The organism is Marinobacter algicola DG893 (genome assembly GCF_000170835.1).
Lineage (GTDB): Bacteria > Pseudomonadota > Gammaproteobacteria > Pseudomonadales > Oleiphilaceae > Marinobacter > Marinobacter algicola.
On the sequence record NZ_ABCP01000003.1, the window covers coordinates 138,579 to 153,752 of the forward strand.

The following is a 15,174-nucleotide window of genomic DNA, read 5'->3' on the forward strand; positions in this document are numbered from 1 at the left end:
GGACATTCCTCAGCGTTTTTCCCCTGTCAAAAAAACCGACGGTTTCGGATTTCCAATTGGTGATCTGGATACCGTTCTTGCCTGTTACCAAGTGTTACTCTTTCCGCCGGTTTGTTACAGAATATTTCGAAAGGCAGGAAGCGTATGGTCGCCGGAGCGCAGCAAACAGTAACGGTTGGGCGCCAGGTCAGGGTGGCGTGGCCGGTCATTGTGGTCATGGTGGTGGCGTCCCTGCTTGGTTTCACATGTAGCGCCTTTGCGGAGTCGCTGGACGAGGAAATCGACCGCCTGAAAGCCGATGTGGCGGACCTCAGTCAGGCGTTATACCAACTGGAGGAGGACGTACTCTATCCGGTCGACACGCAAGTGGCAGTTTTCCTGACACTCAGGAATCGGGAGGGGTTGAATCTGGACTCGGTGGAGCTGTACCTGAACGAGACGCCCGTCGCTTCCCACCTCTATACCGACCAGGAACGTGACTCCCTGAAGCAGGGCGGTGTCCAGCGGCTCTATATCGGTAACCTGCCTCATGGCGCCCATCAACTAAAAGCGGTTCTGACGGCGCGATCGGCAAAAGAACGCTTTGTTCGCCGGGAAGCGACCCACCAATTCCGGAAGCGGCCCGGCGAATCCCGCATACAGATGACTCTGGATGCTGCGGCGCCGGACTACGAACCAGTGGTTTCGTTTCAGGAATGGAAATAGGGCGAAAGGATGGTCGTGCGCGCTAAGCTTCGGAAAGTCTTCACTGTGTTTGCCCTTAGCCTGGCAACGGCCTTTGCCCCGGGGCTGGCGTCTGCAGGCAGCGATTTGGCGTCGTTACGCTCGGGGCTCGCAGAATTCGCCCTCGACACCCATGACCCGGCTGCAGCATTACGTTACACCCGGAATGCCACTACCGAAGCCGAACGCCTGGTTCGCGCTAAAGCACTTTTGGTCACGGGGAGTCATCAAGAGGCTGAACGGCTGCTGAAAGAGCTGCTCGAAGGACAGTATTACCGGGGGCAGGCAGCATTATTGCTGGCGGAACTGCCGACGGGCCCTGGAGACAACAAAACCCGGGAATACCTTGAAACCGCTGCGAAGCGGGCCAGTGGCAGTGACCGGCAAAAGGCGCTTTACCGGTTGGCCGAGATTGAACGGGAGGCGGAGCATACCGATCGGGCCGGGAAGGTGCTGGCGTCAATGGAGCCAGGCTATTGGGCTGCGATGGGTTACATGAACATTGCGGCTGATTACGGCAGGCAGGACCGGAACCCCTCGCGAGCACTGGTTGCACTTCGAGTGGCACTGGCCATGTCCGAGGAAGACGTTGATAGCCAGCGCAGCCAGGAGCTCAGAAGCCGACTACTGGTTCGTGCCGGCTACCTTGCCTACGATCACGGAGACCATGAAAAGGCCATCGGTTTCCTGGAAAAAATCCCCCTGGAAAGCTACAGCACGTCTCACGGCCTATACCTCCACGGTCTTGCGCTCTCGGCCAGTGGCAACCAGCGGGCGGCCATGCAGTCCTGGCATCGGGCCAAAAAGTACCCGCTGGCCTATCCCGGAGTGGCCAATGCCTGGCTTGGGACGGGCAGAGGGTACGACCTCGCCGGTTACCTGGGGCAGGCGGGTGAAGCCTACCTTGCGGCAAATGCTTCCTTTGAAAGCGAACGGGTGACACTTCGAAAGCTGGCGGATCAGATTCGTCAGAAGGGTGCGTACCAGGCGTTGGTACTGGACGCCCGGAACTCCGAGGCCCAATGGTTCCTTGCCGATAACCGCACGCTCACTCAGCCCCGTACGGCCTATCTTATTCGTTTCATCGAACAGCCCACTGCCCAGGCCGACGTCAACCGGGTGGCTGAGCTGAGGGAGATCAGGCAAACACTGAATCAGCGGGAAGACAGCCTTGCTGTTTTTCGGGGGGCTATCAGTGAGCGTCTGGGGCCTGTGGACCATGACGTTGATGGCGGTCCCTACCAGGAGAATATTGAAGCGCTGGTGCAGCGTTTAGCCAACCTTAAAGCCCGGACTCTCTCTCCCGCACAACAAGAGGCGCTGAAAGGTGCAGCCAGAACATTGGCCGATCTGAAAGCGTCCGTCGCCAGGCTTGATGGCAGATTGAAAAAGAAAGATCGCCAGCTCAATGAGCTGATGACACGCACCGACCATGCGCTGGAGCGGATACGGACGGTTCGTCGCACGGCCGATGCACTTTTGAGCAGGGCGGAGTCAGAACTGGATGAACGGGCTCTGGCCTATGTCGAAGCGCAGGATCACCGTATGGCGTTTGCGTTGGATCGGACCGAGCAGCAGATTGCCCACCTCTACGAGTACCTGGCCTTGGAAAACCTTGAGCGAGGTCAGCCATGAAGCCAGTGGTGTCGATTTCCCTGGTGGCGCTATTCACAGCACTCGCGGCGGGTGCCCTGGCGCAGGAATCGTTCCGGGTGGAGCTGGGGCGCGACGGCGAAACCATCGCTGATATGCGCCCGGTTTTCCTGGAATTCCAATCCCGCCCGATGCCGGCCATATCTCCAACAGAAGTTGCCCGTCGATACCAGCGATTGTTTGAACACTCTGATGAACCTGAAGTACGCATTGATGCACTCAATCGGCTTTCCAATATCCAGACGGTGACTGACGAGGACGTCAGCTTCAGCGAAGAACGCGAACAACAGGTCTATCGGCAGGCGCTGGAAAGTTACGAATCCATTCTCGACAGGGGTGCCTACCAGGGCCGACTTGATGAATTGCTGTACCAGATGGCGAAGGCTCATGCCTACACGGGGCAGGCGGAGGAGTCTATTGATCGGTTACGTCAACTGGTTGGCCTCTATCCCTCGTCTTCCCTGGTGCCTGAGGCCCGTTTCCGCATCGCAGAGGCCGCGTTTTCGGCGCAAGACTATGCCGAGGCTGAGTCCGAATACAGCCGTGTGATATCGGGCGACGGCACGGATAGCCTGAAAACCAAGGCCCGATATATGCAGGGCTGGAGCCAGTACAAGCAAGGGGCTTCTGCCCGGACAAGGGCCGCAAAGACCTTCCTGGCAGTACTGGACGGTTTCGGTGAGGATACCCGTGGATTTCGCCGCATTCCTGCCAGCGACGCTGAACTGGTTGACGACACCTTCAGGATTGTCGCCCTGATGGCGGCGGAAGACCGGGGCGTTGAATCCCTGGCAGGCTGGTTGACCGATGCGGGTGGCAAAGACTTCGGGTACCTGCTGTACGACCGGTTGGCGGATTACTATGCCAGCAACCGGCGCTTTGAAGACAGCGTGGCGGTGAACCATGCCTTTGTCCGCGATTTCCAGGCGCATAACGCCGTACCGGCCTTTCTGGCCCAGAACGTGGACGTCTGGCGTATGGCTGGGCAAATTGATCGCGCAAGGGCCGCCAGGGCTGAGTATGTCCAGGCGTTTTCCCGCGATGCAGTTTACCGGCAGCTCGCCATTCCAGATCAGGAGCGCTGGCGGGATTTCAGTCGGTCACTGGCGGACTATCACTATGATCAGGCCGAAGAGGGGCAAGGAGAACGCCAAGCCGCCGCGTTCCGACTGGCAGGGGGTTACTACAGTCAGTTGGCTGATCGGAGCAGCCAGAAGGGTGAAGTTCTTCGCCTGGCCGGTGATGCCTTCCTGCAGGCAGGCGACCACGTTAACGCCTTCGAGCATTACCAGCGGGCGGCCTATGATACCGAATATGAGATAAAAGCGTATCCGGCGGCAGCGGATGCCGCCTGGGCTGCCATCGTGATTCAGCGCGACGCACTGGACAATCTAAATTCGCTTCCCGCGACACTGGACGATCTGGCTGCTGCCGCCGACCGCTTCGCGGCTGAGTTCTCCGACGACAAGCGTCAGCCTGGTCTGACGGCGGATATCGCCAACCGAATGCTCGAGGAACATCGTTATGCTGACGCCCTTCGGTTTGCCGAGAATGCCATAGCCCATCCATCAGTCGGCGCAGCCGAGCGCTACAGTGCCTGGGTCGCAGTGGGTGAAGCGAACGTGGCGATGGCGTCTTATGGACTCGCTGAAAATGCCTGGCGTCAGTCACTGGCGTTGATTGCAGAGGGGCCGCCAGGGGATGTACCGGCCAAAGATACCGACAGCCTGCAACGGCAGCTGGCCAGCAGCGTTTACTATCAGGGGGAGAAAGCGGCGAGCGAGGGCCACATTGACACCGCCGTAGCGCATTTTCAGCGTGTGGAGTCTGCATTTCCGGGCTCGGATATTGCGATTAAGGGTCGCTACGACGCTGCGAACACACTTCTGAAGGCAGAGCGATGGCAGGCAGCTGTTAATGAACTGACCCGGTTTCGCACGGATTACCCGCAGCACGATCTAGCCAGAACCGTAAGCGAGAAGCTGGTGTTTGCCTATCAGTCATCGGGCCAACTGGTGCGGGCGGCGGATGAAATCATGCGTACCGAAGGTACAGAGTCGCCGTCCTGGGATCAGCAGCTGAGGGCGGCGGAGCTTTACCACAAGGCAGAGGCCCACGAGCGTCGCAATCGCATTTATGTCGCGTGGCTTGATCGCGATTCCGTTACCGCCGATTCCCAGAGTCATATCCGTAATCAGACATTGCGCCAGCGTCTTGTGCTCGACAATGTGGCGCCGCGTCGATATCGAATCGAGCTGGTAGAGCAAGAGCTCGCCAGCCAATGGCATTCGGAAGACACGCTGACCTGGGCCGGGCGGGCAGCCATCGTGCTCGGTGCGGAGGAGGCTGGTCGGTTTGCCGATGTCCCGTTGCAAATTCCATTAGCCGAATCCCTGACGCGCAAACAAGCGGCCCTCTCGGCTGCGCGGGAGCGCCTTGCACAAGCCGAGAAGCTGGTTGGAGACGGCGCTCGTTCGGAAATCCTGTTCCGCCGGGCTGAGCTGTACCGGGTGATGGCGCAGGACCTCATGACGTCAGAGGCGCCGGCGAATCTGAACGACCTTGAGGCAACCCAATACCGGATGTTGCTTGAAGAAGAGGCCTACCCATTCGAGGAAAAAGCCATCGACCTGCACGCAAAAAATCACCAACGCCTGGCGGAAGGCCTGTTTGATGAGTGGGTGGAGCGCAGCCTGCAGGTGCTGGCCGATCTATTCCCCGGCAGGTACGACCGGGAGGTGCGTTGGATGACCTGGAATGAGGAGGTGAATGATGATGCCTGAAACAGCACGGGCGGTTTTACTTACTGGGTGTCTCGCGTTGCTGGCGGGGTGCGCCAGCCAGCCCAAACCGGAGCCAATTGTTGTCAACACCGCTGAGGCCAGTGAACTGACGCGTCGGGCCTGGGAGGCACACCAGCAGGGACGCAAGAAAGAAGCCCTCGAACGGTACCGGGAGGCCTTTACTATGAACCCGGGCAACGCACTCACGGCCAACAACCTGGCGTTGTTATTGAGAGAGCAGGGACACTTTGACGAGGCGGTGACGGTGCTGGAGACGGGGCTCAGGCATTCCCCGGCTACTGCCGAACTGCATTACAACCTTGCGGTTATCTCCGAGCTGTATCTGCTGGAACTGGACGGCGCTCTGGCGCATTACCGCCGTTACCGCGAACTGGCGGGCACCGAGGAGAAACAGGTGGCCGGGTGGATCGCGGATCTGGAACGGAGGCTGGACTGAATGGGTTTTTATCGACGATTGGCGTCTGCCAGCGTGGCCTTGATGATTATTCCCTCGATCGCCTTTGCGAATGAGGCGTCCAATGCCTCGGGAGCAGCTGTCCCTCAAGCCGCGGATAACACCGTCGCACTGGGTGTAGACGGCATCAACCGCCACACCGGAGACCATGATCCCGGCGTACTTTACATTTTGCCCTGGCAGCCACCGACCTTGCCCCGGCGTTCACGCGCTGAACTGGATGCCGGAAGCGAGGAACTGCTCGAACCCAAGGACCCGCTGACCCTTGAGCGTCACCGGACGTTTCGTGAAACCCTGAATCCATTGCTGGATTCAACCCTTTCCCTGCAGTAGAGAACCGGGAGTCTGAATATGCTGGAAACTGTTGTTCGTTTTTTTCAGGAAGGTGGCCCCTTCATGTACCCGATTGCCATTGTGCTGGCTGTTGGTCTGGCGATTACCGTTGAGCGTTTTATTTACCTCGCTTCGATACGCCGCCGGAACCGACTTGCCTTCGAGAAGGGCATACTGCCGCTGCTCAGGAAGCGGGATTACCAGCGTGCGATGAAAGCAGCGACAAGCTCCGACAGTGCCATCGCGTCGATCATGAGCGCCGGCATTGGTCGCCTGCTGAACAATCACCCCCGGGAAGACGTCGAGTACGCTATGGAAGAGGGGTTGATGGAAGTACTGCCACGGCTTGAAAAACGTACCCAATACCTGGCAACCCTGGCCAACATCGCCACGCTCCTCGGCTTGCTGGGCACCATCATCGGTCTCATCGCGGCGTTTACGGCGGTGGCCGCTGCAGACCCGTCCCAGAAGGCATCGCTGTTATCGGAAAGCATCTCCGTTGCCATGAACACCACGGCGTTCGGGCTGATGTCGGCCATTCCCCTGTTGATGTTTCATGCACTGCTGCAGACCCGTACCAATGAAATCGTCGACAGTTTCGAGATGGCCGGGGTGAAGCTGCTGAACATTATCTCCGAGCAGCCTGCCCCCCAATCCGCCTGAGCCAGGGTTTGCCGCATGAGACGAAAGCATCGCAGGCTAGTCAGCAATCCGGAACTGGATATCACGCCATTCCTGAACCTGATGATCGTGTTAGTCCCGGTATTGCTGTTGGGCATGGTCTTTAGCCAGATTCGTATGATTGAGCTCGACTTTCCCGAGATGGAGTCGGGTGAGGCGCTACAGGCTGACGAACTGCGGCTGGTGGTGGCGCTGATACCTCAGGGCCTGGAAGTGCTGGACAGTGAAAGAGGCGTGATCCGAACGCTGCCGTTGATTGAGGGTGAGCAGGACTTCGACGGCCTGAGGGAAACTCTCAAACAGATCAAGAAGCGGGTCCCGGAGAAGACCGACATCGTCCTGGAGGTGAGCCCTGACATCGACTATCAAACGCTGGTGACCGCGATGGACAGACTGCGTTCCTATCCGGCAGTTGTGGCGGCCAGTGTGGTGGAAGGTGAACTTTTTCCGGACGTGGCCCTGGCGGATGCACCTGAAAACCGGACGCTGTCCGGTGAAGGAGAGGGTGCATGAAAACCTCCCGCCGAGCTCGTCGTATCCAGCGCCACTACCGCCGTATGCACCGCCCGGGGGGCCTGAACCTGGTCTCACTGATGGACATCTTCACAATTCTGGTGTTTTTCCTGATGGTGAATTCGTCCGATGTAAAGGTTATGCAGAACACGGCCGATGTCCCACTGCCGCAATCGACCGCGGACAAGGAGGCGGTAGAAACCCTGATGGTGCAGGTAATCGGCCAGTCCATTCTGGTGCAGGGCCGGGAAGTAGCACGGCTGGATGGGATTGAAACCGGGGACAGCACCATTGGTGGACTGGCGGATGAGCTTGCCTGGGTGCGTAACCGACGGGGCCAAGTGCCGGAACTGGGGCATGAGGTGACCATCATGGCGGGGCGCTCCACCGATTACCGGTTATTGAGAAAGATCATGCAAACCTGCATCGATGAAGATTTCCGCCGGGTCCGGCTGGCCGTTGAGTCAGCGAAGGAGGTAGGCAATGGCTGAGCGTCAGAGTCTTTCTTTCAAAAAGCGCTCTCTCAACAACCTCGCCTCCAGTCACCTTTCATCTGGATTGCCATGGGGGGCGGAAAAGGGTGAGAACCGCCGCTTTGTGCTGGCATTGTTGGTGATGATGGCGGTGTTTCTTCCTCCAGCGCTGCTTATTCCGGCGCTTCAACTGCCGGAACCCGATCGCAGTGAGGCGGAGAAGATCCCGCCCCAGTTGGCGCGGCTGGTAGAGCAACGGGAGCCGCCAAAGCCGATTCCAGTGCCTGAGGTTGATCCGGAACCCGAGCCGGCCCCGGAACCTGAGCCCGAACCTGAAAGTACAGAACCTAAAGCGGTGGAGCCGGAATTGGCTGAGGAAGTGTCCCCACCCGAGCCTGTGCGCCCGGCACCCGCTCCTTCACAAACGGTCGAACAGGCGCGTGACACTGCCTCCAAGTCAGGCCTGATGGCAATGCAGGACCAACTCGCCCGTATGCGGGCACCAGAGCCCGATGCCGTGGACACCCTGGCGGCCAACGTCGGTGCTGAGGCCGCCAGCAGCGGGGGGGATTTGTTCGGTGCCGAAACTGACCCCGATAGGGCACTTGCTGGCAGCGGTGGCGTCACTCGGGAAGCTGCGCCTGAAACGGAGGTGGCGGTGGCTGGCCATCAGGTTCGAAACGTGGAGGTGGCGCAGGAAGCAGTGCCAGAACCTGCGCCGGAGCCCACCGGCGGACCGGGCCAGCGGGGTATGAGCAACATCCGCCAGGTGTTCGATGCCCAGAAGACGTCACTCTATTCCCTCTACCGGCGTGAGTTGCGACAGGACCCGACGCTGGAAGGAAAGGTGATGCTGGAGTTGGTGATCGAACCGGATGGATCGGTATCGAGTTGCGAGGTGGTGAGCTCCGAGCTGGGCAATCAAAGCCTGGAGCAACGCATTGCCATGCGCGTACGCCTGTTCAATTTCGGCGAGGACGATGTGGAACCCAGGACGGTGCGATTCCCCATCGATTTCCTGCCGGGTTAGGGGCGTATACGTTAGTGCGCTATGGTAATTTTTGGCAGTTGCGGCTTACTCAGGGACATCTTCTGGGTAGGGGCGATCACTTTTGCCTCACCGGTCACAACCCGCTCATCGTTCTGGTTGCGGACGTCGCAGGATAGGGTTACGCGGTTTTTGCGCTCCTTGGCGAGTACCGTCAATGTCACCGTCAGGGTGTCGTCCAGCTTTACCGGGCGCTTGAATGTCAGGCTCTGCTCCAGGTATATGGTGCCGGGACCCGGCATTACGGTGGCCAGGGCCGCGGAAATCAGCGAGCCGCTCCACATGCCATGGGCAATCCGTTCCTGGAACATGGAGTCGGCGGCGAACTCCGAATCCAGATGGACCGGGTTTACATCTCCGGATACAGCAGCGAATAACACCAGTTCGTCCTCAGTCAGTGTTTTCACATAGGTTGCGGAGTCGCCTTCCTGGAGTTCGTCGTAGGTGATGTTCTCAAGCGTGTCCAAAGTGTCGCTCATGATGGGCTCCAGTGTTGGGTGTGATTAGGTTGGTGGCTACAACCGCTACAGTTCTGCTTTGAAAACTACCTCATCGTTCACAAAACTGCTATTCTCTCCCGACTTTTCGAGGCTGATACTTTTGTCTGGTTGATTTTTCGACCAAAACGACATTGGTAAACATTATAAGCACAAATGCCAAACAGGAGATGGTGATGGATTTTGAGCAGTTCTATCAGGACAAATACCCCGCTGGCGTGTCCCTGAACGTAGACCTGGATAAATACAGTAGCATGGTTGACGTCTTTGACCAGGCCGTGAACAAGTACGCTGATCGCCCCGCGTTCAGTGCCGTTGGCGCCACTCTAACCTATCGCGACCTGGACACCCAGAGCCGGAATTTTGCTGCCTGGCTGCAGAACAAGACTGACCTCAAGCCGGGCGACCGGATTGCGGTGCAAATGCCCAACGTGTCCCAGTACCCTGTCGTTGTTTTTGGTGCCATGCGTGCGGGCCTGATCGTGGTGAATACCAACCCGCTGTACACCACTCGTGAAATGGAGCACCAGTTCAATGATTCTGGTGCCAAGGCGCTCGTAGTGCTGGCAAACATGGCTCACAACGCCGAGAAAGTGCTTCCTCACACCGGTATTGAGCATGTCATTGTTACCGAAATTGCCGACATGCATTCGCCGCTGAAGCGTACACTGATGAACGCAGCCGTGAAGCATCTGAAGAAAATGGTGCCGGCTTTCAGTTTGCCCCAGGCACACAAACTCCCTGCTGTGCTCAGCGCAGGGGCCAGGGAAAAATTCTCCCCGGTGGAGTGTAAGAAAGACGACATCGCCGTGCTGCAGTACACCGGTGGCACCACCGGTGTGGCCAAGGGCGCCATGCTGACCCACGGCAATCTGGTCGCCAACCTCCTGCAAGTTCGGCCGATGATGGAAGATTCCGTGGAGGAGGGCACGGAAGTGGTTATTGCTCCGCTTCCGCTGTACCACATCTACTCGTTCACACTGAACTGCGGCATCATGCTTGAAGCGGGCGCCCACAACGTTCTTATCCCGAACCCCCGTGATATCCCCGGATTTGTGAAAGAGCTCAAAAACCATCGCTTCACCGCGTTCCTGGGCCTGAACACGCTGTTCGTCGCGCTGTGCAACAACGAAGAATTCAAGGCCCTTGATTTCAGTGCTCTGAAACTGACGTCGTCCGGCGGCATGGCGCTGACCAGCGACACCGCGAAAATGTGGCAGCGTGTTACAGGGTGTGAAATCAGTGAAGGTTACGGAATGACTGAAACCTCGCCGGTTGTGACCTTCAACCCCAATAGTGCGATCCAGCTTGGCACCATTGGCCTGCCGATTCCCGGTACCCAGGTCAAAACCATCGACGACGACGGCAACGAAACGCCTCTCGGCGAGCCTGGCGAATTGTGCGTGAAGGGACCACAGGTGATGCGTGGATACTGGCAGCGCCCGGAAGATACTCAGAAATCCTTCACTGACGACGGCTTCCTGCAGACGGGTGACATTGCCCTTATTCAGGAAGATGGCTACATCCGAATCGTTGATCGCAAGAAGGACATGATTATCGTGTCGGGCTTCAATGTCTTCCCCAACGAGATCGAAGACGTGGTCAGTGGTCATCCGAAAGTGGTCGAATGTGCCGCGGTTGGTGTTCCCGATGACAAGAGCGGGGAGGCGGTGAAGGTCTACCTGGTGGCAACCGCGGAAGGCGTTACCGAAAACGAACTGAAAGAGTTCTGTCGCGAACGCCTGACCGCTTACAAGGTGCCCAAGTCCTTCGTGTTCCGCGATGAACTGCCGAAGACCAACGTAGGCAAGATCCTGCGCCGCGAACTGCGTGACGAAGCCAACAGCAAGTAACCGGTTCGCCTGAGGGGACTAATCACCCCTAACGGACGTCTTGAACCCCGCCTCGGCGGGGTTTTTCCGTTTAACGAGGCGCGGTATATCGTTAGACTGTCGCCACGCCCGAATCGAACCGGGTATCCAAGATTCAACAACGGTAACACGGACCGATGACGCAAGCCCCACCGGAACAGCCCACGAATACGCCAGATAGCAAGGCCGCTGTAAAAGCCATCATGGAGCAGTTGGATGCCTGCAACCAGTTGGAAGCCGCCCGTATTCACAAGTTGGTAGCCCGAAAAAAAGGGCGTCCGGGTCAAAAGGATCTGGAGAAGATGGCGCAATGGCTTGATCGGGGGCAGGCGCGTGTCACAGAGCGCCAGGCGATGCATAAGTCGGCCACCTTTCCTTCATCGCTGCCGGTGTCTGAACGGGTTGATGATATCCGTGAGGCTATTGAGCAGAACCAGGTGGTGATCATTGCCGGCGAAACCGGTTCCGGTAAGACCACCCAGATTCCCAAGATCTGTATGAACAGTGGCCGGGGTATCCGTGGGCTGATAGGCCACACCCAACCCCGCCGGATTGCTGCTCGCACGGTTGCCGGCCGTATTGCAGAGGAGCTTGGGGAACAGACTGGCGGCCAGGTGGGATACCAGGTGCGTTTTACCGACACCACGTCCGACCAATCCCGGGTCAAAGTCATGACCGACGGCATCCTGCTGTCCGAAGTCCAGCATGACCGGTTCCTGGACCGTTACGACACCCTGATTATTGATGAGGCCCACGAGCGCAGCCTTAACATCGATTTTCTGATGGGCTACCTGCGGCAACTGTTGCCAAAACGGCCCGATCTGAAAGTCATTATTACCTCCGCCACCATCGAAGTGGAACGCTTCAGCCAGTTCTTTAATGGCGCGCCGGTCATTGAAGTCAGCGGGCGAACCTATCCGGTTGACGTGCGTTACCGTCCGCTTACCGGCGACGAGGACGATCGGGACCAGGGTTGGACGGACGGCGTGCTGCGTGCGATGGAGGAAATCGAGCAGCACGAGCGTGCAGAAAAGCAGCCACCGGGCGACGTACTGGTATTCCTGCCCGGAGAGCGGGAAATTCGCAGCCTCAGCAAGGTGCTGCGACATGCCGATCTGCGCCATACTGAAGTTCTGCCATTATATTCGCGGCTCAGTAACCAGGAACAGAACCGGATATTCCAGGGCCACCGGGGGCGTCGGATCGTGCTCTCCACCAACGTGGCGGAAACCTCCCTGACCGTGCCCGGCATACGCTATGTTATCGACACCGGCGTGGCCCGAATCAGCCGTTACAGCGTGCGTTCCAAAATTCAGCGCCTGCCCATTGAACCGGTATCCCAGGCCAGTGCCAACCAGCGTGCCGGGCGCTGTGGCCGGGTGGCGCCGGGAATCTGTTTCCGACTTTACGACGAAACCGATTTCATCAATCGGCCCGAGTACACTGACCCGGAGATACTGCGCACCAACCTGGCCTCGGTTATTCTGCAGATGACCACCTCGGGGCTGGGGGATATCCGTCACTTTCCGTTTTTGGAACCACCCGACCGTCGCCTGATCAACGATGGCTACAAACTGCTCGAAGAGCTCGGTGCCGTGGATGACAAACGGCGCGTGACACACCTTGGCCGCACTATGGCGCGCCTGCCGCTGGACCCAAGGCTTGCGCGCATGTTGGTGACTTCGTCGGAACAGGGCAGTCTGGCGGAAACGCTGGTGATCATTGCTGGCCTGAGCGTTCAGGACCCGAGGGAGCGACCCCAGGACAAACAGCAGGCGGCTGACCAGGCGCACGCACCGTTCAATGACAAGGAATCGGATTTTCTGACCTTGCTGAATATCTGGAATTTCTACGAGGAACAGCGCCAGGAACTGTCCCAGAATCAGCTGAAAAAGGTCTGTCAGAAAAGTTTCCTGTCGTGGATGCGGATGCGGGAATGGCGCGACATTCACCGGCAACTGACGCTGATCTGCCGTGAGCAGAAACTGAAACTGAACAGAGATGCGGCCAGTTATGAGTCTTTGCACAAAGCCATTCTCGCGGGCTTGCTGGGCCAGGTGGCGGTAAAACTCGAAAAGAAGGAATATCTGGCCACCCGCAATCGCAAGGTCATGATCTTTCCAGGCTCAAAGGTCTCGAAAACCGGCCCGAAGTGGATTGTGGCGGCCGAAATCGTCGAAACCAGTCGGGTATTTGCGCGGGTGGTGGCCAAGATTGAGCCGGAATGGATTGAGCCCCTGGCCGGGCACGTGGTGAAACATCACTTTTTCGAGCCGCACTGGGAGCAGAAACGTGCCCAGGTGATGGGCTATGAAAAGGTCAGTCTCTACGGGCTGGACATCATTGCCAAACGCCGCATTCCCTACAGCAAGGTCGACCCGGCGGAGTGCCGTAACCTGTTCATCCGCCGTGCCCTGGTGGAAGGCGATTATCAGTCCAAAGCTCCCTTTATTGCCCGTAACCGGGAGCTACTGGACACCGTCGAAAACCTGGAGCGCAAAACGCGGCGGCGGGACCTGTTGGTGGAGGACGAAGTTCTGGTGGCGTTCTACGACCAGCGTCTACCGGCGGACATCGTCAGCGGCCGTCATTTCGAAAGCTGGTGGAAGCAGCTCAGTGCCGACCAACTCCGTGACATGGAGTTGACGGAGGCCGATATTCTCCAGCGTCCGGTGGATGAGCAAGCGGGCTCACTGTATCCGGACTATCTGGAGTGGGAAGGCGTGAGATACCCCCTCAGCTATGAATTCGAACCCACCAGTGAGCGCGATGGCGTTACGCTCCAGGCACCGGTGATGGCCCTGAAACAGCTTCCGGCACGACGGCTTGAATGGCTTGTGCCGGGGCTCTTGAGGGAGAAGTGCATCGCACTGGTCAAAGGCCTTCCGAAGGCGTTGAGGCGCAACTTTGTACCGGTACCGGATTTCGTGGATGCGGCTCTGGAAAACCTTCAGGCTTCAAACGAGCCATTGGCGCTGCAGCTGGGTGAACAGCTCCGGCGAATGACGGGTGTCAGGATTGACGCCGATGCCTGGCCACAAGAGGACCTGCCGAAGCACCTTAGAATGAATCTCCGCGTTGTCGACGACGCCGGCAAGCCGATTGCCGAGGGTCGGGAAACCGAAAAGCTGCAGAACGAACTGGAAGGGCGGGCAGAAGCTGCGTTGTCGTCGGCAACCCGCAGGGAACCCTCGACTGAGACAGCGAGGTCGTCAACGCGCTGGGATTTCGGGCCGCTGCCCGAATCCGTCAGGACCGAAAAAGGCGGTATGGAAGTCACCGTATACCCGGCATTGGAAGATACGGGGGATTCCGTTCGCCAGACACGGTTCCTGGACCGGCTTACAGCGGAGGATTCAACCCGCAAGGCGGTGGCGCGACTGATATTGATTCGGTTGGGCAATACGCTGGAGGACATCGAGCGGCGGCTAACAAATTTTAAGTCATCGGCGTTGATGTTTGCGCCGGTCGGCAAAGCTCGGGTGCTGCTGGACGACCTGCTACTGGCCACGGCGATGCAGCATTTTGTGCCCGACGACGTGCCCCGGGACGAAAACGCGTTTGAGAACGCGTTTAACGCAGGGCGGGCGGAGTTCATACCGTCGCTTGAACAGGCCGATGAGCGGCTGCACCAAGCCATGACGGGCTATCATGGCGTGATGAAACAGCTCAAGGGCAAAATCAATCTCGCATTCGCGAACAGTATGGCGGACTTGAAATTTCAGCTGCAAAATCTTGTTTATCCGGGCTTTATTGTTGCCACGCCACCGGAATGGCTTGCTCATTTCGGACGTTATTTCGAGGCTGCCAGCATCCGTTTCGAGAAAATGCCCAGGGAGCTTGGGCGAGAGCGGGAGTTCCTGAACACCATGGAGCCGCTGTGGTCCCGCTATGCCAGCAAACGTGATGAGCAACAGCGCCAGGGAATAAGAGACCCGGAGCTGTCGCTGTATCGCTGGATGCTTGAGGAATTTCGGGTCTCTTTCTTTGCACAACAGCTGGGCACGGCCGTGCCGGTATCGGTCAAGCGCCTCGACAGGCAGTGGGAGCAGACGCGAGTGTAAGCCGGTCACGTTTGCGGGCAAAACGTTTAGACTGTGTTAGTATTTGGGCAATATTGGTGC

The 15,174-nt window shown here is 58.3% G+C and carries 12 protein-coding genes; 11 read left to right on the top strand and 1 reads right to left on the bottom strand.

The window, feature by feature from the left end; translation table 11 throughout:
• Positions 1–144: 144 nt before the first annotated feature.
• From MDG893_RS04635 to MDG893_RS04675, 9 genes are read left to right on the top strand one after another with little or no spacing between them, the layout of a single operon-like run.
• Entirely contained in the window at positions 145–705 is a 561-nt protein-coding gene (locus MDG893_RS04635) for a hypothetical protein (protein ID WP_007152566.1), read from the top strand.
• A 9-nt stretch (positions 706–714) separates the two neighbouring features.
• The gene (locus tag MDG893_RS04640; RefSeq protein ID WP_007152567.1) at positions 715–2,358 is read left to right on the top strand and encodes a tetratricopeptide repeat protein; all 1,644 of its coding nucleotides are present in this window, start codon (positions 715–717) and stop codon (positions 2,356–2,358) included.
• Positions 2,355–5,159 (top strand): outer membrane protein assembly factor BamD, encoded by a 2,805-nt coding sequence (bamD, locus tag MDG893_RS04645; RefSeq protein ID WP_007152568.1) that lies wholly within the window; start codon positions 2,355–2,357, stop codon positions 5,157–5,159. Before MDG893_RS04640 ends, bamD begins: the two co-directional genes overlap by 4 nt.
• The gene (locus MDG893_RS04650; RefSeq protein ID WP_244264391.1) at positions 5,152–5,616 is read left to right on the top strand and encodes a tetratricopeptide repeat protein; all 465 of its coding nucleotides are present in this window, start codon (positions 5,152–5,154) and stop codon (positions 5,614–5,616) included. The genes bamD and MDG893_RS04650 overlap by 8 nt, the downstream gene beginning before the upstream one ends.
• Entirely contained in the window at positions 5,617–5,967 is a 351-nt protein-coding gene (locus tag MDG893_RS04655; protein WP_007152570.1) for a hypothetical protein, read from the top strand.
• An 18-nt stretch (positions 5,968–5,985) separates the two neighbouring features.
• Positions 5,986–6,630, top strand: a complete 645-nt coding sequence (locus tag MDG893_RS04660) for a MotA/TolQ/ExbB proton channel family protein (protein WP_007152571.1) — start codon at positions 5,986–5,988, stop codon at positions 6,628–6,630.
• A 15-nt stretch (positions 6,631–6,645) separates the two neighbouring features.
• Positions 6,646–7,161 carry an ExbD/TolR family protein gene (locus tag MDG893_RS04665; protein WP_007152572.1) on the top strand — a complete coding sequence of 172 codons (516 nt, stop codon included), beginning with the start codon at positions 6,646–6,648 and terminating at the stop codon, positions 7,159–7,161.
• A complete protein-coding gene (locus tag MDG893_RS04670; RefSeq protein WP_007152573.1) occupies positions 7,158–7,652 on the top strand; it encodes an ExbD/TolR family protein in 495 nt (164 codons plus the stop codon). Before MDG893_RS04665 ends, MDG893_RS04670 begins: the two co-directional genes overlap by 4 nt.
• Positions 7,645–8,664: an AgmX/PglI C-terminal domain-containing protein gene (locus MDG893_RS04675; RefSeq protein WP_007152574.1), complete on the top strand. Its 1,020-nt coding sequence runs from the start codon at positions 7,645–7,647 to the stop codon at positions 8,662–8,664. The genes MDG893_RS04670 and MDG893_RS04675 overlap by 8 nt, the downstream gene beginning before the upstream one ends.
• 11 nt (positions 8,665–8,675) lie before the next feature.
• Here the strand turns inward: MDG893_RS04675 and MDG893_RS04680 are convergent, their stop codons facing one another.
• Positions 8,676–9,161 (bottom strand): MaoC/PaaZ C-terminal domain-containing protein, encoded by a 486-nt coding sequence (locus tag MDG893_RS04680; RefSeq protein ID WP_007152575.1) that lies wholly within the window; start codon positions 9,159–9,161, stop codon positions 8,676–8,678.
• Positions 9,162–9,355: 194 nt separating this feature from the next.
• On the opposite strand from MDG893_RS04680, the gene MDG893_RS04685 reads away from it, so the two are divergent.
• Both MDG893_RS04685 and hrpA read left to right on the top strand, forming a co-directional pair.
• Positions 9,356–11,032, top strand: a complete 1,677-nt coding sequence (locus tag MDG893_RS04685; protein ID WP_007152576.1) for a long-chain fatty acid--CoA ligase — start codon at positions 9,356–9,358, stop codon at positions 11,030–11,032.
• A gap of 155 nt (positions 11,033–11,187) precedes the next feature.
• A complete protein-coding gene (gene hrpA, locus MDG893_RS04690; protein WP_007152577.1) occupies positions 11,188–15,114 on the top strand; it encodes an ATP-dependent RNA helicase HrpA in 3,927 nt (1,308 codons plus the stop codon).
• Positions 15,115–15,174: the final 60 nt, after the last annotated feature.

Coding starts and splice junctions, on each gene's coding strand:
- MDG893_RS04635 (WP_007152566.1), top strand. CDS start 145: ATGGTCGCCGGAGCGCAGCAAACAGTAACGGTTGGGCGCCAGGTCAGG.
- MDG893_RS04640 (WP_007152567.1), top strand. CDS start 715: ATGGTCGTGCGCGCTAAGCTTCGGAAAGTCTTCACTGTGTTTGCCCTT.
- bamD (WP_007152568.1), top strand. CDS start 2,355: ATGAAGCCAGTGGTGTCGATTTCCCTGGTGGCGCTATTCACAGCACTC.
- MDG893_RS04650 (WP_244264391.1), top strand. CDS start 5,152: ATGCCTGAAACAGCACGGGCGGTTTTACTTACTGGGTGTCTCGCGTTG.
- MDG893_RS04655 (WP_007152570.1), top strand. CDS start 5,617: ATGGGTTTTTATCGACGATTGGCGTCTGCCAGCGTGGCCTTGATGATT.
- MDG893_RS04660 (WP_007152571.1), top strand. CDS start 5,986: ATGCTGGAAACTGTTGTTCGTTTTTTTCAGGAAGGTGGCCCCTTCATG.
- MDG893_RS04665 (WP_007152572.1), top strand. CDS start 6,646: ATGAGACGAAAGCATCGCAGGCTAGTCAGCAATCCGGAACTGGATATC.
- MDG893_RS04670 (WP_007152573.1), top strand. CDS start 7,158: ATGAAAACCTCCCGCCGAGCTCGTCGTATCCAGCGCCACTACCGCCGT.
- MDG893_RS04675 (WP_007152574.1), top strand. CDS start 7,645: ATGGCTGAGCGTCAGAGTCTTTCTTTCAAAAAGCGCTCTCTCAACAAC.
- MDG893_RS04680 (WP_007152575.1), bottom strand. CDS start 9,161: ATGAGCGACACTTTGGACACGCTTGAGAACATCACCTACGACGAACTC.
- MDG893_RS04685 (WP_007152576.1), top strand. CDS start 9,356: ATGGATTTTGAGCAGTTCTATCAGGACAAATACCCCGCTGGCGTGTCC.
- hrpA (WP_007152577.1), top strand. CDS start 11,188: ATGACGCAAGCCCCACCGGAACAGCCCACGAATACGCCAGATAGCAAG.